16 protein-coding genes are annotated in these 20,690 nt (G+C 68.7%); all 16 read left to right on the top strand.

Going from position 1 to position 20,690, the window contains the following annotated elements:
* The first annotated feature begins 72 nt into the window (after nucleotides 1-72).
* The 16 genes from FCT00_RS12880 to FCT00_RS12805 are packed head-to-tail and all read left to right on the top strand — an operon-like array spanning nucleotide 73 to nucleotide 20,663.
* Nucleotides 73-585, top strand: coding sequence for a hypothetical protein (locus tag FCT00_RS12880; RefSeq protein ID WP_138423351.1), 513 nt, complete (start codon nucleotides 73-75; stop codon nucleotides 583-585).
* A complete protein-coding gene (locus FCT00_RS12875; protein ID WP_138423350.1) occupies nucleotides 582-1,283 on the top strand; it encodes a DUF4255 domain-containing protein in 702 nt (233 codons plus the stop codon). Before FCT00_RS12880 ends, FCT00_RS12875 begins: the two co-directional genes overlap by 4 nt.
* Entirely contained in the window at nucleotides 1,280-3,163 is a 1,884-nt protein-coding gene (locus FCT00_RS12870) for an ATP-binding protein (protein WP_138423349.1), read from the top strand. Before FCT00_RS12875 ends, FCT00_RS12870 begins: the two co-directional genes overlap by 4 nt.
* Nucleotides 3,160-3,399 carry a hypothetical protein gene (locus FCT00_RS12865; RefSeq protein ID WP_008330003.1) on the top strand — a complete coding sequence of 80 codons (240 nt, stop codon included), beginning with the start codon at nucleotides 3,160-3,162 and terminating at the stop codon, nucleotides 3,397-3,399. The genes FCT00_RS12870 and FCT00_RS12865 overlap by 4 nt, the downstream gene beginning before the upstream one ends.
* Nucleotides 3,396-6,776, top strand: a complete 3,381-nt coding sequence (locus tag FCT00_RS21605; protein WP_212748010.1) for an eCIS core domain-containing protein — start codon at nucleotides 3,396-3,398, stop codon at nucleotides 6,774-6,776. Before FCT00_RS12865 ends, FCT00_RS21605 begins: the two co-directional genes overlap by 4 nt.
* A 3-nt stretch (nucleotides 6,777-6,779) precedes the next feature.
* The gene (locus FCT00_RS12855) at nucleotides 6,780-7,436 is read left to right on the top strand and encodes a hypothetical protein (protein ID WP_138423348.1); all 657 of its coding nucleotides are present in this window, start codon (nucleotides 6,780-6,782) and stop codon (nucleotides 7,434-7,436) included.
* Between the two features lie 13 nt (nucleotides 7,437-7,449).
* Nucleotides 7,450-7,770: a LysM domain-containing protein gene (locus FCT00_RS12850; RefSeq protein ID WP_138423347.1), complete on the top strand. Its 321-nt coding sequence runs from the start codon at nucleotides 7,450-7,452 to the stop codon at nucleotides 7,768-7,770.
* Complete coding sequence (locus FCT00_RS12845; protein WP_138423346.1) at nucleotides 7,757-8,875, top strand: hypothetical protein; 1,119 nt, start codon at nucleotides 7,757-7,759, stop codon at nucleotides 8,873-8,875. Before FCT00_RS12850 ends, FCT00_RS12845 begins: the two co-directional genes overlap by 14 nt.
* On the top strand, nucleotides 8,872-9,387 hold the full coding sequence (locus FCT00_RS12840) for a phage baseplate assembly protein V (RefSeq protein ID WP_008329988.1): 516 nt from the start codon (nucleotides 8,872-8,874) through the stop codon (nucleotides 9,385-9,387). Before FCT00_RS12845 ends, FCT00_RS12840 begins: the two co-directional genes overlap by 4 nt.
* A gap of 17 nt (nucleotides 9,388-9,404) precedes the next feature.
* On the top strand, nucleotides 9,405-9,740 hold the full coding sequence (locus tag FCT00_RS12835; protein ID WP_138423345.1) for a hypothetical protein: 336 nt from the start codon (nucleotides 9,405-9,407) through the stop codon (nucleotides 9,738-9,740).
* Nucleotides 9,737-10,111: a GPW/gp25 family protein gene (locus tag FCT00_RS12830; protein WP_138423344.1), complete on the top strand. Its 375-nt coding sequence runs from the start codon at nucleotides 9,737-9,739 to the stop codon at nucleotides 10,109-10,111. Before FCT00_RS12835 ends, FCT00_RS12830 begins: the two co-directional genes overlap by 4 nt.
* Nucleotides 10,108-12,642 carry a baseplate J/gp47 family protein gene (locus FCT00_RS12825; RefSeq protein WP_138423343.1) on the top strand — a complete coding sequence of 845 codons (2,535 nt, stop codon included), beginning with the start codon at nucleotides 10,108-10,110 and terminating at the stop codon, nucleotides 12,640-12,642. The genes FCT00_RS12830 and FCT00_RS12825 overlap by 4 nt, the downstream gene beginning before the upstream one ends.
* Nucleotides 12,639-15,281, top strand: coding sequence for a baseplate J/gp47 family protein (locus FCT00_RS12820; protein ID WP_138423342.1), 2,643 nt, complete (start codon nucleotides 12,639-12,641; stop codon nucleotides 15,279-15,281). Before FCT00_RS12825 ends, FCT00_RS12820 begins: the two co-directional genes overlap by 4 nt.
* A complete protein-coding gene (locus FCT00_RS12815) occupies nucleotides 15,278-17,755 on the top strand; it encodes a hypothetical protein (protein WP_138423341.1) in 2,478 nt (825 codons plus the stop codon). The genes FCT00_RS12820 and FCT00_RS12815 overlap by 4 nt, the downstream gene beginning before the upstream one ends.
* The gene (locus FCT00_RS12810) at nucleotides 17,752-20,121 is read left to right on the top strand and encodes a DUF6519 domain-containing protein (protein ID WP_138423340.1); all 2,370 of its coding nucleotides are present in this window, start codon (nucleotides 17,752-17,754) and stop codon (nucleotides 20,119-20,121) included. Before FCT00_RS12815 ends, FCT00_RS12810 begins: the two co-directional genes overlap by 4 nt.
* An 8-nt stretch (nucleotides 20,122-20,129) precedes the next feature.
* Nucleotides 20,130-20,663, top strand: coding sequence for a hypothetical protein (locus FCT00_RS12805; RefSeq protein ID WP_138423339.1), 534 nt, complete (start codon nucleotides 20,130-20,132; stop codon nucleotides 20,661-20,663).
* Nucleotides 20,664-20,690 lie beyond the last annotated feature (27 nt).

Genomic DNA, 20,690 nt, shown 5'->3' with positions numbered 1-20,690 from the left:
CAGACCTTGCCGCACGCGTCAAACGACGCGACCGCGCCATCCGTTCGGACGGCGGAGACGGTTGCAACTCCGGTGTCCCCGCAGGCAGTCGACACCGAAGTGGTGCCGCAGGAGACATCAGTTCCGACAACGGCAGAGCAGGATGAACGGTGGACCGCCCCCGCGCCGCCAATGCCCGCGACCGAGGCCGAAGCAACACCGGAACCGGAAAGCCCGACCGAACCCGCACCCGCCGCGCAGGACGTTGCAAAACCGACCGAAGCCTCGGCTCCGCCGGGCGAAGAGCCGCACGCCCAAGACGAACCGACCCCGATCCACGAAACCGACGAGGGTGACTTGTTCACGTACCTGCTCGAGCAGCTTGGAACGCTGTTCGTTCCCCCGGCTGCCGAGGATGACGGCCCAGCCCCGTCGCCGCTGGCCGAGGCGCGGGTGACCCCCGAACCCGTCATCGTCGAAATCGGACAGATCGACATTCGCCTGACCGATCCCGCCGCGAAACCCGGACCCGCGCGGACCCCGCGCCCGACGACGCATTCCCCCGTCGCGCTCGACGATTACCTCGAGACCCGGGGGCGGCGATGAGCGTGCCTTTCGCCGTACCCGCCACGACCTTCGTCCTGAAGGGGCTGATCGAAGCGCGGTTGAAGACGACCTATGGCAGCCATACGCCGCCGCCGGTCACGATCGCGCCGCCGCCCCGCCCGGCGACCACCAATGCGGTGAACGGCACGACGCCCGCCGAAGCGGCGGGGCTGATCCTCTACCTATATCAGGCCGGACCGAATACCGCCTACCGCAACCAGTTCGAACCCCATGTGACCTCGCAGGGGGCACGGCGAGCCCCTTCGCCACTTGTCCTCGACCTGCATTACATGCTGGCGGCCACGGGATCGGGGCTGGAGCGTGAGGTGCTGCTCGGCACCGGCATGTTCGCGCTTCACAACGTCGGGATTCTGTCGCGCCCGCTGATCGCCTCGGTCCTTCATGGCGTCGCGGCCTCGGAGTCCGGCAGCTTCATGGATGGCCTTTACGCCGAGCCGCTCGACACGGCCGAAAGCCAGCCCGAGGAAATCTCGATCTCGCAGGAGCCGGTGGACGTGGATCAAGCCACGAAGCTCTGGTCTGCGCTTCAGTCCCCGCTTCGACCGTCGGCCTTCTACAGGGTTCAGGCGGTCTTCCTCGTGCCGGATGAGGCCTATCCCGACCCCAACACCGTGGATGAGGTGAATATCGCAGTGGTGCCGGACCCGGTTCGGGCGGCACAGTGGGGCAAACAATGAGCGCCCTCGTGTCCCTCGCCGGGCGGCTGACCGCCGACGCGCTGGCCGCTTCGGCCAAGGGCGAGGCGCTTCCCGGTTTCGCGCCGTTTCATGCGGCATTGGAGGCGGGAGAGGGGGCGGCGCTGGCCGATCTTGCCGAGACCTTCGATCTGGCGCCGGGCGAACTGGAACTCGTCGCCGTCCTTCTGGCCTGCGCGACCTCGGCCCCGGTCGCGCGCGAGGTGGCTGAGGCCGCAGGCGGTTTGAGCGGTTGCCCGGTCTGGCTGGCCGGCGCGCTGATCGGGGATCTCGCGCCCGAGGCGCTTTCTGCCAGCCACGCCCTGCGCCGGTTCGAGATCGTCGAGATGAGCGACGGGTCGCGCGCGGCGGCGCGGCTGACGCTGGCTGACCCTGTGCTCGACCGACTGATCGGCGCGCCTGTGCGCGACACGCTCATCGCGGCACGGATGTCTCCGGTCGGCGCGGGCCGGTCTGGGGGCGCATTGGCTGGCTTGCGGTCGTGTCTGTCGCGGCGCGGGCCGGATGGGATGCCGCCCGTGGTGCTCGCCGGAGCGATCGAGACCGGGCGGGTGGCCGGTGGGCTTTCCGGGCTGGGTCTCGACCCCTGGACTTTGATGGCCTGCGACATCCCCGACGATCCCGGCGCACGGGATCGGCTTGCGCGGGTCTGGAGCCGCGAGGCCGCGCTCGACCGGCGGGCGTTGATCGTGCAGGCGGGCGAGGGCGCGCGCGCCGGGCTGCAAGCCTTTTGCGACCGGATCGCGGGGCAGGTGGTCGTCACCGGGCCGGTTCATGCCGATGGGTTCACCCGCGCGGTGATGGTTCTGCCCGACAGCGCGCCGCGCCGCGCAGACGCGATGGTCTGGGCAGCCGCCCTCGGCCCAGAGCGGGCCGACCGGGTGGGATCGCGCGCCCTGGCCCGCGTGGCCGGGCATTTCGCGCTGGGCGATGCCGACATACACACCGTGGTCGCGCGCGCTGTGGACGAGATCGACGCGGCCCAGGATGACGACGGCGCAGCGGCACGGCTCTGGCACCATGCGGCGCGGGCACATCAGGTGCGGCCCCTTCCGGGCACATCGCTGCGCGAGCCGGTCTTTACCTGGGACGACATCGTGCTCCCCCGCCAGATCGAGGGCGAGATGCGCCGGATCACCGCCCATGTGCGCCATGCGACCGACGTGTTCGACGATTGGGGTTTCGGGCGCAGCATGGGGGGGCGGGGCCGGGGCGTCGCGGTTCTGTTCTCGGGCCTGTCGGGCACCGGCAAGACGATGGCCGCCGAGGTTCTGGCCAGCGCGCTCGACCTCAGGCTGATGGTGATCGACCTGAGCCAGATCATCTCGAAATACATCGGCGAGACCTCCAAGAACATTGCCGCCGCATTTGCCGAAGCCGAACGGAGCGGTGCGGTCATGGTCTGGGACGAGGGCGATTCCGTCTGGGGCGCACGTGGGCAGGTCGGGTCGGCCACAGACCGGCACGTGAACGCCGAGACGGGCGACCTTCTGGCCCGGATCGAGGCGTTTCAGGGTTTCACCGTGGTCACGACGAACATGCGCGAGTCCATCGACCCGGCGTTTCGTCGCCGTTTCAGGTTCGCGTTGGATTTCCCGCTGCCGTCGGCCACCGAACGGCTGACGCTATGGCAAAAGGCGTTTCCGCCTGCCGCGCCGACCGCCCGGATCAACCTTCACGCGCTGGCCGACCTGCCGCTTTCGGGCGGGGCCATTCGCAATGTCGCGCTCAAATCGGCCTTCGCGGCAGCGGATCAGGGCGGGGCGATCACCGAAACGATGATCGAAGCGGAACTGGCGGCGGAACTGGCGAAAGAGGGCAAGCCCGCCCCCGTCATCCGCTGGGGGGATATCGTGCAATGAGCGACGCCCCCCTCACCATCCGCATCGGGCGACTGACCGTCCACGGCGCGTCGGGCATCGTGACACGGCGAGAGGCCGACCGCATCGCCGGGTGTCTGGCGCGCGATCTTGCTCCGGCGCTCTTGCAGGCCACGGCGGCGGGCCTGCCTCGTGACCCGGCGGTCGCTGCGGTGGCGGGCGCCGTGCGTTCGGCCCTGTCGCGCGCGGGCCTGACCCTGCCGGAGGGCGAGACATGAGCGGGCGGCGGATGGACCCGGTCACGCGCCCCGTGCCGGCCAAGCCCCAACTGGCCCCCGCCGAGGCCCGCTCCGCGCCGCCGATGGCCGCATTCGCCCCGACCTGCGCGGGCGGCGGGCAGGCGATCGGGGCCGACCTGCGCGGACGGCTGGAGGCGGCGTTCGGACGGGATCTCGGGCATGTGCGCGTCCATGACGACGCGCGCGCCCATGATGCGGCGCGGGCCTTGGGCGCCAATGCCTTTGCGACCGGCTCGGACATCGTGTTCGGGGCCGGACGGTATCGCCCCGACACGCGCAGGGGCACGGCGCTGATCGCGCATGAGGTGGCGCATGTGGTGCAGCAGGCCGACCGTCCGCTGGCCAGCGGCGGGCCGACCCCGACGGATGGTGAAACACTGGCGCTGGAACGGGCCGCGGACGGCGCCGCCGCTGCCTTTGCCGCGGGGCGGCCCATGCCCGCGCTCGGCGCCGCGCACCCCGGCACGATCCAGCGCCAGCCGGAGGGTGAGGCCCCAGCGCCGATCACGGACAGCCCGGCAGCGCAGGCCCCCGTGCGTCTCCCGCCGGGGATGAAGGTGGTGCGCGACGTGCCTTTCGGCGATGGCCGTGACGAGCTGGTGGTGCAACTGGACAGCTTTGCCCTGCCGCTCGAAAAGGGCATCGGGCCTTGGGTCAAGGACGCGCACGACCGTGCGGGCGGCGCCGGGCGACTGGTCTTCACGCCCCTTTTCAACGGCACCGATCCGGAGCGGGTTTCGGCGTTCAAGGAAGGCAGCGAGAAATACAAGAAGATCTGGCTGAACAACTTCGGCTTTTCCTCGGAAAAGGCGCTGTCCGAGGCGTTTCTGAAGGCGGGCGAGAGCGATCCGGTGGTGGCGACCGCGCTGAAGGCCAAGGGGGTGGACAAGACGGTCAGGAACCTCGGCAAAGGGCTTGGAAAATCCGGCTGCGACATCGACCACATCGTCGAGAAGCAGATGGGCGGCACATCGGTTCCCTCGAACCTTCAGATCCTCGATGCGACCAAGAACCGCGAGTCTGGGAGCAATACGTTCAACAAGCTACTGGAGGTCGTGGATGCGATCCGGGCGCCCGACATGCGCGGTAGCGAGGTGCGCAACATCCAGATCCGGCTTGGCCATGTGACCGTGCCCACGGGAACCGACGACCCGAGTTTCCATATCGAAAACATGCTGCGGGCGGGCCGGATCAAGGGCACGATGCCTGAAAGCGCGACCGCGGGCAGCCCATTGGCTCTGGTGGCCGGGGGTGTGACCGAAGTGATCCGGGTGGCCGAAACCGGCGTCACGCCCATCGACAATTCCGCCAAGCGCCTGATCCCCGGTGTGCGGATCAAGTCCTACGAACGCGGGGCCGAGGGCGCATGGTCGAAGTCGGACAAGGTCTCGGGGCGTCTGGATTCGCTCGCCAAGAAACGGTCGGGCGCGGACACGCCGGAGGTAGACCTGATCGCCGAGATGGCCACCGGACCGGTGCCCGACAGTGTCGCCGCAGGCGAGATGCGCAACCTCAGGCTGAGGCCCGGCGCGAATGAAAAGATCGAGTTCTACTACCCCTATCTGTCGCCGGGATACCTGAGCTTCGCGCCGCTCGACGCGAAAGGCGGATTGAAGGCCAAAGGAACGATCAAATCGACCGTGCCGATGCTGGGCGACATCGCCGTGGAATATTCGGCGACACAGGACGGTGGCGAAAAACTTGCGGTCGTCGGCGCTCTGGGGAAGGACGCGCTGACGGCGCCCGGCAAACTCTTTCGCTTCACCGAGGGGGCGCTGGAACTGGACCTGATGCCGGAGTTCGTGCCGCGCGGGTCCATCGGGTTCGAGATCGGCCCTGCCGAAAACCCCATCGCGACCGGCAAGCTGGAGGCGGGCCTGATCGGTGGGGCGTTCAACGTGACCGGAACGCTGGTTCCCGCGATGGGGCTTCCGGGGATCGACGCCGCCGAGGGGAACGTAAGCTACACCTCGGGCGCGGGCTGGGCCGGATCGCTCAAGGCCAAATCGTCGAAGATCAGGGGCGCGCGCGTCGATGCCGAGATCGGGTTTCGTGAGGGCGATGGCGGCATCGCCGTATTCGCTAGTGGCGGCCTGAGTTTCGGGCTTGGCGGCGCGTCGGTCGATATGAAACTGGACTACGCGGACGAACAGCTGGTCTATTCCGGCGGCGCGACGGTCACCGACCCTGTGCCGCTCGTGAAATCGGTCGCCTTGCACGGCACCTATTCCGAGGGCGAGGTCATCCTGACCGGAAACGCCGGGGTCGAGGTCCGGGGCGTGAATGCCGGGCTGGAAATGACCTATCGCCGCAAGGACGGCGAAGAGGGCACGTTCAGCGGGACCGGCACGACCCAGCTCAAGGCGGGCAAGGCGACCGGGACGATCACCGTGACGCTGCACCCGGATGGCGTCATCTCAGGCACGGGGCTGATCGCCTATCAGCTCAACGATCACCTCCGCCCCGAACTCGGCGTCGAATTGGAGCGCAGCGGTCGGGTGAAGCTGAAGGGCGGGGTGAGCGTGGACGACATTCCACTAAGCCCGGCGTGGCCCAAGGATGGCAAGGCGCTGAACACGCTGTTCGAAGCCGGGGTCGAGATGCCGTTTCCCCTGCCGCCACCTCTGACCTTCATCAACGCGACGGCGGGGATCAGCGGCGCGGTGCGCTTCGGCTACCAGCTAGGCCCCATCGCGCTGAAAGAGGTGACGTTCGAGGGATCGCTCTATCCCTTCGAGGCCGAGATGGAGGTCAAGGCAGCCTTGAGCGGCAAGATCACATTGCCGGGCTCTCTGGACCTCGAAGGCGTCGTCGAAGGGTCGATCGGGGCGGAACTTGCCAAGGGGGCCGTGGGGGTGAAGGGCAAGCTGGCGGTCGTGCCGGGACTGCATCTGAACCTCGATGCCTCCACGCCGTTTTTGGCCGATTACGACAAGGACGGGCTGGCCCTGTCCGTCGCCGCACAGGCGAAGCTGGCGATCACCGGAACCGTGGGGTTCGAAGCCGCGATCGAGGGCTATGCGGCCTACGGCCTAATGAGCCACGAGATCCGCGAGAAAATCGCGGAATACGGCCCGGTGAACATCGGGCCTGAATTGACGCTGCATCTGGGCACGCTGTCTCGGACGAAGGACGGGACCATCACGCCGCCCAGCCTGTCCGAAATACGCATCGATCCCGCCATCGACCCCAAGGCGTTCATGAAACAGTTCACCGCCGAAGGCACCGGCCAGAACAAGGTCACGGTCACTGAAAAGGTGCCGGATGCGACCGAACGGCTCAAGCGTGGGCTGGAAGAGGCGAAGGGCCGGTCGGTGGCCGGCCCGAGCGGCCTCGGCTTTTCGACGTTGGAGTAGCAGATGGTCGCGTTGTCCCAATCCCCCCGTGCGCTGAAAGGTGGCTTCGTCGTGATGGACGGCGACGGCAAGGCGGTGATCCGAACCATCGTGTTCCAGTTCAATCCCGACAGCCTGACGCGGCGACTGACGCCCGCGGGGGCGCAGTCCGGCGCCGAAGGAACCGCGGCGCTACGACTGACCGGCCCGCCGCAGGAAACCCTGAGCTTCGAGATCGAACTGGACGCGACCGACAGTTCGGTCGCCCCGGGCGGTCCCGTTCTGGCCCCGGGCGAGGAAGGGATCACCGCCGATCTCGCCCTTCTCGAAGTGCTGATCTCGCCCAAGGTGGACGACATGGTGGCGGGGCACGAGATGGCGATGCGCGGGGCGTTGGAAATCCTGCCCCTGCCTTCTCCGCTGGTGCTTCTGGTGCTGGGGCCGAACCGGGTGCTGCCGGTCAGGATCACGGATGTGTCGGTGACCGAGGAAGCGTTCGACACCAACCTCGACCCGATCCGCGCGCGTCTGTCCATCGGCACCTCGGTTCTGACTGTGGACGATCTGGCCTGGGGAACGAAGGGGGCCGAGCTTTACATGGCGGCGCTGGCGCGGCGCGAAAAGCGGGCCGAGGGGAAGGGCGGCGCATTGTCGGCGCTCGGCCTGTCGGGAACGCCATGAGGGGAGAGAACGCATGAGCGATCCGGTCCTGCCGGCCAGCCGTTACTACACCACGCCCGTTCGCGTCGACGAAGGCGAAGGCGGGGATGGCGTGCCGTTTCTGGGCCGGCGGATCATCCCCGCGCGTGATCGGTTCGTGCCTTTGGGCCAGGTCGATCTTGCGGGCGACGAGCGGATCGACGCGCTCGCGGCCGAGCGGATGGGCGACCCTCTGCTTTACTGGCGCATCGTGGATGCGGACGGGGCCGACGACCCGGCGCGGGTCACGTCCGAGCCGCGAAAACGGCTGATGCTGCCCTTGCCACTGGAGGCGTCCGGCGATGGCGACACTTAAGGGCGTCTCCCTCTCGCTCAGGATCGGGCCGCTCGCCACCTCGCTTGCGCCCGAGCCATTGATCGCGGCCTTGGAAAGCGCCGAAGTGACCGAGGCGACGGGGCGGCGGTCGGGATACCAGATCACCTTCACCTACGGAAAAACCTCGCCCATCGCGACGGAATACCTACCGTCCGGCATGCTCGACCCGATGAACCGCGTGATCCTCGTCGCGACGCTCGACGGGGTGTCGCGGGTGCTTGCCGACGGGCCGATCAAGCGCCACGACATCACCGCCACGCGCCAGCCGGGGCAGAACCGCCTGACGCTGACGGGCGAGGATATCACGGGCTACATGGACCTGATCGACTTCACCGGATTTCCGTTCCCGGCGATGCCGCCCTTCGCCCGCGTCGCGCTGATCGTCGCGAAATACGCGATGTATGGCGTCATCCCCATGGTGATCCCCTCGCCGTTCTCGGTGGTCGCGTCCCCCACCGAGAAGATCGCGCAGCAGCAGGGGTCGGACTTCGCCTATGTGTCCAAACTGGCCTCGGACGCGGGCTATGTCTTTTACATGAAGCCGGGGCCGGAGGTCGGGACCAACACCGCCTATTGGGGCCCCGAAGTGCGGGTGGGCACGGCACAACCGGCGCTGACGCTCGATTTCGACCAGATGTCCAACCTCGACGAGATGAGCTTCAGCGTCGATGCCAACGTCGCCGAGCTTGCGTTCGGGTTCGTGAAGGCCGGCAATTTCTCGGTTCCGGTCCCGGCGCCGCCGGTGGGCATATTGAAGCCGCCACTGGCCGGGCGTCCGGTCGTGCCCGGCAAGACCCGGCTTCTGGAAACCGAACGGCTGAGTGCACCCGAAGTGGCGGGGATGATCCTGTCCGGCACCGCCAAGGGCGATCCGGTGCTGGCGAACGGAACCATCGACCTCGCGCGTTATGGCCAGCCGCTCAACGCCCGTCAACTGGTGGGCCTTCGCGGGGCCGGGCGGACGCACGATGGGGTCTGGTATGTCTCATCCGTCACCCACTCGCTCACGCGCGGCGCATGGCGCCAATCGTTCCAACTCGCCCGCGAGGGCCTGATGCCACAGAAAGAGACGGTGACCCCATGACCGACGGACCCAAGTATTTCGGCAAGTACCGCGCGACGGTTCTGAACAACATCGACCCGCAGAACCAGGGCCGGATCATGGTTCAGCTCGGCGACAAGTACGGCGCGTTCCCGTCCACCTGGGCGATGCCCTCCTTTCCCTTCGCGGCCAAGGCGATGGCGGGGATGGTCGCGCTGCCGCAACTCGGCGCAGGTGTCTGGGTCGAGTTCGAGGCGGGCGATCCCGACTACCCGATCTGGTCGGGGGGCTTCTTCCCCGAGATCGGCGGTTTCCCGGCGCTGGCGCTGGCCGGAGCGTCGCCGGTGACGCCCAACATCCATTTCCAGACCACGACCGGAACATCGGTCACGCTGTCGGACAATCCCGCGCAGCAGGTTCTCATCAAGACCGCTACCGGGGCGCTCTTCATGATGGGGGCGGCGGGCACCACGATTTCGAACGGGCAGGGGGCGACCATCGTGATGTCCGGCCCTTCGGTCATCATCAACAACGGCGCGCTTGTCGTGACCTGAAGCCGGGGGAAGGGAACATGCCGGGACCGATACTTCACGCCAACACGATCGCCACCTGCCCGCACGGGGGCACGCTGACGATCCTCCCGAAGAGCCCGCGAGTCACCTTGTCCGGGCAGCCGGTCGCGGTGCTGACCGATCCGGGGATGGTGGCGGGCTGCGCCTTTACCCTGCCCAACGGCAAGCCCCAGCCCTGCCTCACGACGCGCTGGATCGCGGCGTCCACGCGTGTCACCTCGCTGGGCCAGCCCGTGCTCATCAATCCCCTCTCGGCCCTGTGCCTGTCGGCCGAGCAGATCCCCGGCGGGCCGCCGATCATCTCCGGCTCGCAGACGCGGGTGGTCGCGCAATGACCCGTCTGGCCTTTCCCTTCGGTCCCAGTGCCGAGGGCCGTGCGGCGACGCATCCGCCGGGCAGCGCCGCCCATGTGCGCGACATGCTGCGGCTCGTTATCCTGACCATGCCGGGCGAGCGGGTCATGCGGCCCGCCTTCGGCTCGCCCGTGCGGCAGATGCTTTTCTCCGGCGGTGGCGGGATCGCGACCGAGGCGCTGGCCGCCGCGCTGGAAGCCGGGCTTCAGCAGGAACTGGGGCACCTGATCGTGATCGAGCGCCTGAGCGCGACCTTCGACGGCGATGCGGCCCGGCTCGACGTGGACCTGGCCTATCGGCTGCGCGCGACCGGGGCCAGCGACACCCTGACCGTGTCGAAGGCGCTTCCATGATCGGCGCACGCTACACCTGTTGCGACCCGGGGCGCCGGGCGGCGGTGGCGGCCGCCGAAGGCCTGACGGGTATCGACTATGTCGAGGTGGCGGTCGGGCGGACCGTGGCGGACCCGACGGAGATCCGCGTCAGACTCGTCTCGCCGCTCCCATTGCCCGGACCGGCGCTGACCGGTCAGAATTTCGCGATCACCGGGGGTGTGCGGTTCCCTGCGCCCGTTGTGGCCCCGGCTGTCGAGACGTTGAAGAACCACCAAAGCGTCCTTGGCTACCGCCTGACCCTGCCGGGCGGGCAACCCACCGATTTCTCGACCTATTCGCTTTCCATCGTGCGGGCGGCGGGCGCGCGCCGTCCACCGGACGGCTTCGACCCCCGCCTCTCCTCGGTCGAGATTTCGTTCAAACGCGATTGCCCGACCGACTTCGATTGCGTGCCGGAGGACGGCACCCCGCCGCAGAGTTTCGCCAACGAGGCGCTCATCATCGACCGCACCGCACGCGACTGGCCCGCGCTCCGGCGGCAGCTTTTGGACCGGATGGCCGAACTGGTGCCGGGGTTCGCGGGGGCCGAGGCCGCGGATTTCACGACCACGCTGGTCGAGGCGCTGGCCTATCGGCTCGATCAGCAAAGCTACCGGCTGGATTGGATCGGGACCGAAGCCTTGCCCGCCACGGCCCGCGAGCCAAGGTCGCTGGTGCGCCACGCACGGCTGGTCGATTACGTCCCGCCGCAGGGGGCCAGCGCACGCGTGCCGGTCGCGGTGACGCTCGGGTCCGGCGGGCCGGAGGGCGCGGTGATGCCCGCTCGGACACCTGTGCTCGTCCGCCAAGGCGACGCGCCGCCGGTGTTGGGGATCCGTGACTATGCCGCGCGACTTCAGGGCGAGGTGCCGGTGGCGTTCGAGACGTTGGCGGATCTGCCGCTCTGGTCGTGGCGCAACGCGATCGGGTTTCACACGTGGTCCGATGACGCCTGCCTGTTGCCGCGCGGGGCGACGCAGGCGACGCTGGTCGATACCGGGGGCGGCGCCGGGCCGATCCGGGCGGGTGACCTGCTCGTTCTGGTCGAAACGGTGGCGCCGGATACCGGGCTTGCCGCCGATGCCGATCCGCAGCGTCGGCACATGGTGCGCGTGACCCGCGCCGAGCCAGAGGAAGACCTGCTCGCCCCTTCGTTGCGACTGGTCACTGTGACATGGGGGGCGGCAGACGCGCTCCCCTTCGACCTCGTGTTGTCGGCCCGACCCGACGGGGCGAACGCGGCGCGGGGGGCGGTGGCCTGCGCTGCGGTGCTGGGCAATGTGACGCTGGCCGATCACGGTGCATCGCTGCCGCCGCCCGAGCATCTGACCGGCGTGGCGCAGGGTGAGGACGTGCCTGTGGAGGCGACCCTGTCCGCGACCGCCGACAGCCTTCGCCCGGTCCTGACCCCGTCGGAGCCCGAACCGGGGTTCGTCTGGCGGCCCAAGCTGGACCGGGCCGATCTGTCGCGGATCGCATCCGTGGACATGACGGCGCCCCCCGACACGGTGCCCGCCGCCGCCCTGATGAAGGTCACGCCCGAGGCGGCATTGCCCGCGCTCGATCTGCACGACGATTTCTCGATCTGGCGGGCGCGGCGCGATCTGGTGTCGGCGGGCGCGTTCGAGCGCGGCTTCGTGGTCGAGACGACCATCGACGGGCGGGCGGCTCTGCGCTTCGGCGACGGCGTAAACGGGCTGGAACCGGCGCCGGGGTCGACGATTCGGGCGACGGCTCGGATCGGGGTCGGGACACGCGGAAACATCGGGCCGGGCGCGTTGGCGCACTGCGTCCTACCCGTGCCGCTCGAAAGCGCGGCGATCACGATCACCAACCCGCTCGCGGCATCCGGCGGGGCCGATTCCGCCGATGCCGCCACGATCCGCGCCAGCGCGCCCGAGGCGTTCCGGGTGCAGGACCGGGCCATCACGCCCGCAGATTACGCCGAGGTCGCCAAGCGCCACCCCGAGGTCGTCAACGCGACCGCCATTGCCCGCTGGACCGGCGCTTGGCAGACCATGATGATTTACGTCGACCGCGCAGAGGGGCGACAGGTCGATCCGGGTTTCAGGCGCGAGGTCGAAGACTTCCTCGACCGCTACCGGATGATCGGCTGCGACGTGGCGGTCCGCGCTCCACGTCCCGCACCGCTCGACATCCATCTCGAGATCTGTGTGGCACCGTCGGCACTGCGGTCCGAGGTGGCCATGGCGGTGCGCACGGCGCTGCGGCCCACAGGCCCGACAGATGGCTCGCCCGGCTTTTTCCATCCGGACCGGCTGACCTTCGGCACGTCGCTCTACCTGTCGGTGCTGGTCGCGACGGTGATGGCGGTCAAGGACGTCGCCAGCGTGACGCCGCGCCGCTTTCAACGGCTGGGCCGCCGCGATGCAGGCGAGTTGCGCGCCGGGGTCATCCGGCCCGCCGAAGCGGAAATCCTCGAACTGGCGGACGACCCGAATTTCCCCGAACGCGGGCGGCTGACCCTGAACATGGGAGGCGGACGATGAGCGAGCGTTGCGTCTGTGACGATATCGGCTGCGGTTGCTCCGAGGGGGCGGCCACCTCGATGCCCGTGGGCGATCCGACCGTCTTTCGCCACGGGGCCATCCGGGAGCGTATGGAGGACCGCATCGGTCGGGTGCGCATCGGCACTTCCGCCCCGCTTGCGCCGCTCACCACCCGCGACCCCGCCGACCCCGCTATCGCCCTTATCGACGCCTTCGCGGTCGGGTTGTCGAACCTTGCTTGGAACGCGAACCGCCTGTGGCAGGACGGCTGCCTGAGACTGACGACCGATCGTGACGCGCTGGTCGCATTGGCCGGATTGGTCGGCTATACGCCGCGCCCGGCGATCTCCGCCGTGACGACGCTGGCGTTGACGGTGGACGAGACCGAGGGGGCGCCGGACCGCGTGACGGTGCCGAGGGGGCTGAAGTTCGCGACCGTGCCGGGGCAGGACGAGATGCCCGTGACCTTTGAGGCGGATGAGGATGTGGTGGCTCTGCGCGCTCTCAACACCCTGTGGCCCCTGCGCACGCCCGAAATGCCGATGGTCACCGTCGACACCGAAAAGCTCGTGCTTGCAGGCACGGCGAGCGGCGTTCGCGCGGGTGACATTGTGGCCGCTCAGATCACGCCGTCCAATTGGCTGGTCGCAAGCGTGACCGAGGTCGAGCGACCCGCGCCGACGCCGCTGGAGGGCGGTGCGCCGGGCGAGATGACGCCAGCGGTGGCCATCCTCACGCTGGGCAATCAGCGCCGCGTGATCGCCGAAGACGCGGCGGGTATCGGTGCCGACCCTTTGACGGTCGTGGTCCTCGGCGACAAGGCGACCGGGTTCGGCGCAAGCGCCCCCGACATCGCCCTGATGTCCGACGAAGTGCGCAAGGCAAAGGGCGACACGGGCGAGAAGGACGCGACCGAGTGGAAGAATTTCGTCCTGTCACGAGACGGGACCGCGACGGGGGGATCGGTGGATCTGAACGCGGCCTACGCCAAGGTCCGGGCCGAAGGGCTGGCGCTCTTCTCCTATCCCAACAAGGTCCGCATCGCACAGGACGGCACGCCCTACCTTCCCGGCACCGACGGGCGGCGCCCCGAAGCCAACCCGGATGTGCCGGAGGGCTACGACGTTCACGCCCCCCGGCACGAACGGCTGACGCGCATCGTCTCGACCCGCGACCGCGCACGCAGCGATTTCGCGATGGCCGCAGAGGTCACCGAGATCGCGGTCGAGGGTGTCGATCTGAGCACGGCTGAGTTCAGCTTCCGCGACCGGCTGCGCGACACGACGATCCGGCTCGAGACCGGGCGCGAAGCGATGGTGGTCGGCCTGAAGGACGAGGGGCTGCCGCGCGACGGCGCGCGTGACCGGATCGAGGTTCAGGGCGTTCTGGAGGGCCTGTCACCGGGGCGGCGGATCATCCTCGAAGGCCCGCTTTTCGGCACAGGTTCCCATGGCGCCGAAGTCGCGGTTCTGGCACGGGCCGAACCGGGACCGGGGATGACGACGCTGGTGTTCACCGCGCCGCTCGCCAACACCTTCCACGCCGCCGGGTTGCGGCTGCGGGGCAATTGCGTGTCCGCGTCTCAGGGCGAAACCACGATCCCGGCGACCGAGACGCTGGGCACCGCGAACCCGGCCCGTACCCTGCAACGCTTCGCGCTGGGCACCGGACCGCTGGCCCATGTGCCTGCGCCGGGCGCGCGCGCATACGCCCCCGCGCTCGACATCCGCGTCGGAGGGCGGCTTTTCGACGAAAGCGACACGCTCCTCGGCAAGACCGGGGCGGACCGGACCTACCGCGTTCATCCGCCAAAACCCGGTGGGCGCGGCACGTCCGAGGTGCAGTTCGCTGGACGATTGCCGGGCGGGGGGCAGGCGGTGACCGCCGCCTACCGCACCGGGGGCGGGATCGCGGGCAATGTGGGTGCCGGGCGGATCGAAACGATTATGACGCCGGTTCTGGGCCTGAAATCCGCGACGAACCCGATCCCCGCGACCGGCGGGTCGGACCATGAGGTCATCGAAGACATCCGGGACGCGGCCCCCGCTTCGGTGCGGGCCTTGGACCGGGTCGTCTCGCGCGGGGATTATGAGGCCTTCGCGAGCGGCTATCGCGGTGTCGGAAAAGCGATGGCAACGGTGCTGCGCGACGGGATGCGCGAGGTCATGGTCATCACCATCGCGACGACCGAAATTGCGCCGCCCGTGCCCGGCTCGGCCCTGCCCACCGATCTGGGCGCGGCATTGCGGGCCGCCGGACCGCCCGGACGGGCCATTAGGATCGAGGGTTTCGATGCGCTGGAGGTGTCCGTGACGCTCGCCCTTGCCCATGATCCCGCGCTGGACCGTGACACGGTGGAGGCGGCGATCCGCGCCAAGCTGGCGCAGGCGTTTTCGCCCGCCGCACGCGCCTTTGGCGCCGCGCTCCACGCGTCCGAGGTTCTGGCCGCCGCGCAGGCCGTCGAGGGTGTGGTCGCATTGCGGGTAGTCACGCTGTCCTCGGCGGCACCCGGCGGCTTCAGCCCGGCGCAGGCGCGGCTGCCCTGTCCGGTTCCCCGGTTCGATGGGCGGTCGTTCCGGCGAGGTGGGCTGCTTTACCTCACCGCCGACACGATCACGTTCGAGGAGATGGTGCCATGACCTCCACCCGGTCCCCCGAGATCACGCAGGAGCGGCGCGACGATGTGGCGGCGCGGCTTTACGCCCTGCTTCCGGCCGACATCCGGGCCGAAGACGCGGCGCAGGGCCGGGCGCTCCAGGCGTTCATCGCTGTCCTCGCGCAAGGCAGCGCCGAGATCGACCGCGAGCTTGATCGCTTCCATGACGCGCTGTTCGTCGAGACGGCCCCGGAGGACGCTTTGACCGAACTGGGCGCGCTGGTGGCGGCGGAACCGATGAACCCCTTGCCACAGGGTGCCGGCTGGAACGCGCGCGCTTTCATCGCGAATACGATCCGGTATCGCCGTGGCAAGGGCACCGCACGGGTTCTGGCCGCGCTGGCCGCCGATATCACGGGCGAAGGCGCTCAGGCGGTCGAGGTGTTTCGGCGGCTGGTCCGGTTGCAGCATCTGGCGGACCTGCGCGGCGATCGTCCCGGCCTTGCCTTGCTTGTCGACGGCGAGACGCGGGCGCGGGTCGGCACGGCGCAGGATGCGCTGCCGCGCCTTTCGGACCTGCGGTCGATTGCGCACGCAGGAGGGCGGGGCTTCGTGCCGTCGGTGGGGCTGCACCTTCTGCGCCCGGTCGTCCCGGTCTTCGCCGCCCCGGACACACGCGGCCTCGACCGTGACGCGTTGCCCGCCGAAGACGTCGCCGCGCTTCCACCGATGCAGCCTTGGCCGGTGGGCGAACCTCCCACGCAAAAAGCCGGGTATTTTCAACTCGCGCCGATGCCGGGCGAACCGATCCGCCTCTTTAACCCCGACCGCCGCAGCGACGGGGATGAGGCGACGGGTGGCAGCGTTCGGCCCGAACGGATGCCTGATCGGCTGCGCCGCCTGCCGCTTCACCGCGAAACCGACGCCTTGCGCCGGGCCTATGCGAAAGGGGAGGGCGGGACACCTGTGGCGGGCCAGTGGTTCGACCCGCTGAACCCGGCCTTCACGCTGTTCATCCGGGCAAAAGGGGAGACCACCTTCCGTCAGGTTCCGGCGCGGGAAGTGCTGATCGCCAACTTCGACGAAGCGCCCGCAAAGCGTCCCGCCCCAGAGCGGGCCTACGAATGGGTGCGACCCGGCGAAACGGTCGCCTCCACGGGGGCCGCGCCGATTGCCGCGGCCTTCGATCCGGTGACGGGGCGGCTCGTGCTGCCCGTGGGTGTCGAGGCCGATGAGGTGCGTGTCGCCTATGCCACCGGGATCGGGCGGCCCATCGGGGCCGGGCCGCATGAACGCAACGCCCCGGATGTGCCGTTCGAACTGGTGGACGGCGCGGGGCGAACCCATTTCATCCGCATCGTCGACGGGTCTCGTGCGAGCGAACCGGAGCCGGGCAAAGCCGTGCGCCGGGTCGAAACCCTGCAACAGGCGCTGGCCGACTGGAGCGCACATGGCGACCGGCCCGGCGCCGTCGGGGTCATCGTGCTGGCCCGATCCGACCGCGATGCCCGCACCGCGAACCTGACGATCAAGACCCATCCCGGCACCGAACTGACGCTTGTCGCCGCCCAATGGCGACCGCAGGTGGCGCGTCCCGGCGTGCCGGTGGAGGCGAACCGCCACGGCTATCTCGTGCGGCGGGAGCGGATGTTCACGCTGGCCGCCGCCATTCAGGTCGAGCCAAGCCGCGCGCCCGGCACCGGCCCCTCCAACGCGGAAGAAATCGGGACACTGACGCTTGACGGGATCGCCTTCACAGGCGGCATCACGACCGCGCCGCATTCCGTCAGTGCACTCGCCCTGCGTCATTGCAGCATCCGGGCGAAGCCGACGCGCGCCGCGCTGAATGTCCGGCCGGGCCAGCCGATTTCCGTGACCATCGAGGACTCGCTCATAGACCATGCCCGCATCTGGAGCTCCAGCAAGTACGGCGATGCGCGTGGGAGCCGGGTCACACTGCGGCGTTCCATCGTCGGGGGCACGCCGGGGATGTCGCTGCATTTGAAAGCGCCTCAGGCCGACGTGACGGTCTGCGACACGACGATTCTGGGCCATGTCGAGGTCGGCACGCTGGACGCGACGAATACGATCTTTGCGGGGAGCCTGAAGGTGATCCGCCATCAGGTCGGCTGTATGCGGTATTCCTACTCCGCCACCTCGCAGGCGCTTCCGAAACGGTTCCGCTGCCAGCCCGACCTTGCGTTACAGGCGGCGCGATCCGAGGGGCGGGTGTCGGCAGCACAGGCCGAGGCCATCGCGATGGGACTGGCGCCCGTATTCCATGACACCGACCTTTGCGAACCGATGGTGGGGGTTCTGCATCCGTTGACCGACCCCGGCATCCGTGCGGGCGGCGAAGGGGACACGGAAATGGGGGCCTTTGCCCCGACCGGCACTCCGATCCGGCGCGCGAACCTGACCCGCGCGCTTGACAGTTACCTGCCCTTCGGCGCCGAAGCCGAGATTTTCGACAACAGCCTTTCCAGCTCCGCAATGTATTGGAGACATCGCCCATGACCATTCGCAACGATGCTTCGCGTCACCTGTTCCGGCCCGAGGACAAGCGCGCCCCGCGCCGGGTCGTCCCGCGTCAGGGTCAGGTGCTTCTGGACACCGACCTGTCGCACACCGCCGAGTTGCCGCTCTACCGGATCGAACGGGAGACGGCCGAGACGCTGGGCCCCGACGACCGGCTCTTGGTGACGGGGCGTGCGTTCGAGCCGCGCAAGTCGGGGCAGTCCATAGAGTTTTCGCGCGGCGCGGCCTATCTGGCCGGCACGCGGATCGAGAACCCCGAGAACGTCACGCTTGGCGGGCAGCCGAACCCTGTCGACCTGCAATCCGCCCCCGGCGACACTTTCGCCTATGTGCTCAAGACGGTGGAGCGTTACGTCGATCCGGTCGAGGACGCGGCCTATGCCGACAAGGCGCTTGGCGATGCCGAGGCCGCCGGACGCGCGATGCAGGACTGGCAGATCCTGATCCTGCCGCTGCCCGACAAGACGCAATGCGCCAATCTGATGCACACCGACGTCTGGCGCGGCATGGCGAGCCATTCCACCGGGCGGCTTTCCGTCGATGTGGCCGCTGCGGCGACGGTGGCGGACCCCTGCACGATCCTGCCGGAGGGCGGTTTTTCCGGGCTCGAGAACCTGATGTACCGGGTGGAGGTGCATGGCGGCGAACCCGTGGCCGAACATGCACCGGACGACGGGCGGGTTTACGGCCTGAAGGGGCTGAAGCTGAAAGTGTCCCGACGCAATGCCTCGACCCTCGTGCGGATCGACGAGATGTCCGGGGCCGAACTGCGTGTGTCGCCCCCCGCCCGCGACCCGAGGACGTGGTTCGCGCCGGGCACCTATGCCGAGATCGTCACGCCGCAGGACGACATCGACCCGACCGCCGCGCAGGCGGTCGAGGGTGGGGCCGGGCGGCTTTTCGCGGTGACGCGGGCGACCGAGGATCGGGTGACGCTGGCCGCCACCCCTGCCGACATCGCGGCGACCGGGGCGCTGGGCAACGGCGACTGGTTCCTCAGGCTCTGGGACCGGATGCCGGACGGTGCGGGCGTTGTCGTTGTCGAAGATATCGACAATGACGGGCGGTCCAAGCCGCTGGACATCGGGCTCGGCCTGTCGCTGACCCTTGGCGGGGGCGAGGATGCGGTGTTCCGGCGCGGCGATTTCTGGACCTTCACCGCACGGGCGGACGGCAGTATCGACTGGCCCGAAGGCGCGTTCGAGGTGCCGCACGGCCCGTGGCGCAAGTACGCGCCGATCGGGATCTTCGGAAGTGGCCACCCCGATTTCAAGGTCGAGGATTGCCGGATCATCCTTCCGACCCTGTCCGACCGGATACTCGCCTATCAGGGCGGCGACGGCCAAAGCCTGTTTCCAGAGACCGAGGACAGGTTCCAGCCCTTGCCGGGCAAGCTGCGCCTTGCCGTGATGCGCGGCGAGCGACCGGTGCCGGGTGCCCGGATCGAATGGTCGTCGGTCGACGATTTCCCGGCCGGGCAGATCGAAGGTCAGGGGATCAAGCCCTCGGACCCGGCGGTGACCTATGCCGATGAACAGGGGCGGGTGGAGGTGACTTGGAGCCTCGACATCGGGGCTGCGGAAAAACCGCACGGCCTGCGCGCCACCTTGGACGGCGGCGCGGGGCCGGGCCAGTCGGTGATGTTCACCGCCGATGTGAACACCGCCGCGCGCACGCTCTACCGCAACGACGATGCCGCGTGCCCGGACCTGAAAGGCGTGCGCACGGTGCAGGAGGCCATCGACGCCCTGTGTCAGCGCGCGGTCGCCGCGCCGGACCTTCCCCGCGTCATCGCGGTGAACTGGCCCAACGACGGGTTCGTCACGATCAAGGATTTCATGGCCGACGGCCTTCGGTTCACCTTCAACGAGCGGCTCGACCGCAACTGCGTGGAAGCGGAATACGCATGCTGGGTGAAACTCGTGATGGCGAACGACGCCGCCCAAGGCACCGGCGCGCCCCCGATGCTCGAAGTCGTCATGGTCGGGGAACTCGCCTTTCTGAAGAAGAGGGACGAGGAGACGAATGAAAAGATCGACCGCCACGTTCTGATCTGGACGCCCAAGGCGGACGCGGCGAACCTCGAAGGCGTCATGAAAGAGGCCGGATTCGCATGGGTCGCCGGAACCAATTCGTTCCGTGTGCTCGTGCAACTCGACGCCTCCACCATCTATGCCAGCGACAAAACCGGGACGGCGCCCCGGCATATGAACGGGTCGGTGTCGACCGAACTCACCGGAAGCCCTGCGCGGCACGGCTTCCGGCTCGACGAGGACGGAAACATCGCGGCAGGCGATGCGACGACGAGCTGCGATTTCAAAAGCTGGTTCTATCTGACCGAATAGGGGCGACCATGACATACGACTTCGATTTCACAGACTGGACACCGGGATCGGTGCTGACCAATTTCATGCTGTCCAGCAGCCCCGCGAACATCTGGGACAAGACCGGCAAGGGGGCCGTTTTCGGAACCGGGTTCGTGGACATCAACGGGACGACGGTGACGAACGGGCAGGCAGAGATGCATCCGGCAGGGCATCACCCGTCGATGCAGGGCCAGTATGCCGAAGCGAACCGGTTCGCCTTCGTCTACACCGCGCCACGCCACGTGACCTTGAGCCGGCTCGCGTTTCGCTGCGTGGATGCGGGCGGCAACGCGAACCTGTCGGTGAACGGCCGGTTTCTGTCCGTCAGCGACATGCATCAGGTCGACGGCGTCGATTTCGACGGCGCGCTGGCTTCCGTCGCCGTGGACAGTTCGGTGCCGGGCCATCCGGTGCTGACCGTAACCTTGACCGGCGTGATCTATCCGAAGAATTTCTTCGGCCATGTGGTGTTCGGCGGGGCCGAGCTTCTCGTGGACCGGGTCACCTGCGACGAGGCTTGAGGGCCGGGCTGATACCCGATGCGGGGC

It is taken from the genome of Maritimibacter alexandrii (assembly GCF_005871115.1).
Classification (GTDB): Bacteria; Pseudomonadota; Alphaproteobacteria; order Rhodobacterales; family Rhodobacteraceae; genus Maritimibacter; species Maritimibacter alkaliphilus.
Note: the sequence above shows the minus strand (reverse complement) of the source record. Positions and strands in the feature narration are given on the sequence as shown.

Excerpts from the sequence above, each read along its gene's own strand:
- FCT00_RS12875 (WP_138423350.1), top strand. The coding sequence starts at position 582 with ATGAGCGTGCCTTTCGCCGTACCCGCCACGACCTTCGTCCTGAAGGGG.
- FCT00_RS12870 (WP_138423349.1), top strand. The coding sequence starts at position 1,280 with ATGAGCGCCCTCGTGTCCCTCGCCGGGCGGCTGACCGCCGACGCGCTG.
- FCT00_RS12865 (WP_008330003.1), top strand. The coding sequence starts at position 3,160 with ATGAGCGACGCCCCCCTCACCATCCGCATCGGGCGACTGACCGTCCAC.
- FCT00_RS21605 (WP_212748010.1), top strand. The coding sequence starts at position 3,396 with ATGAGCGGGCGGCGGATGGACCCGGTCACGCGCCCCGTGCCGGCCAAG.
- FCT00_RS12855 (WP_138423348.1), top strand. The coding sequence starts at position 6,780 with ATGGTCGCGTTGTCCCAATCCCCCCGTGCGCTGAAAGGTGGCTTCGTC.
- FCT00_RS12850 (WP_138423347.1), top strand. The coding sequence starts at position 7,450 with ATGAGCGATCCGGTCCTGCCGGCCAGCCGTTACTACACCACGCCCGTT.
- FCT00_RS12845 (WP_138423346.1), top strand. The coding sequence starts at position 7,757 with ATGGCGACACTTAAGGGCGTCTCCCTCTCGCTCAGGATCGGGCCGCTC.
- FCT00_RS12840 (WP_008329988.1), top strand. The coding sequence starts at position 8,872 with ATGACCGACGGACCCAAGTATTTCGGCAAGTACCGCGCGACGGTTCTG.
- FCT00_RS12835 (WP_138423345.1), top strand. The coding sequence starts at position 9,405 with ATGCCGGGACCGATACTTCACGCCAACACGATCGCCACCTGCCCGCAC.
- FCT00_RS12830 (WP_138423344.1), top strand. The coding sequence starts at position 9,737 with ATGACCCGTCTGGCCTTTCCCTTCGGTCCCAGTGCCGAGGGCCGTGCG.
- FCT00_RS12825 (WP_138423343.1), top strand. The coding sequence starts at position 10,108 with ATGATCGGCGCACGCTACACCTGTTGCGACCCGGGGCGCCGGGCGGCG.
- FCT00_RS12820 (WP_138423342.1), top strand. The coding sequence starts at position 12,639 with ATGAGCGAGCGTTGCGTCTGTGACGATATCGGCTGCGGTTGCTCCGAG.
- FCT00_RS12815 (WP_138423341.1), top strand. The coding sequence starts at position 15,278 with ATGACCTCCACCCGGTCCCCCGAGATCACGCAGGAGCGGCGCGACGAT.
- FCT00_RS12810 (WP_138423340.1), top strand. The coding sequence starts at position 17,752 with ATGACCATTCGCAACGATGCTTCGCGTCACCTGTTCCGGCCCGAGGAC.
- FCT00_RS12805 (WP_138423339.1), top strand. The coding sequence starts at position 20,130 with ATGACATACGACTTCGATTTCACAGACTGGACACCGGGATCGGTGCTG.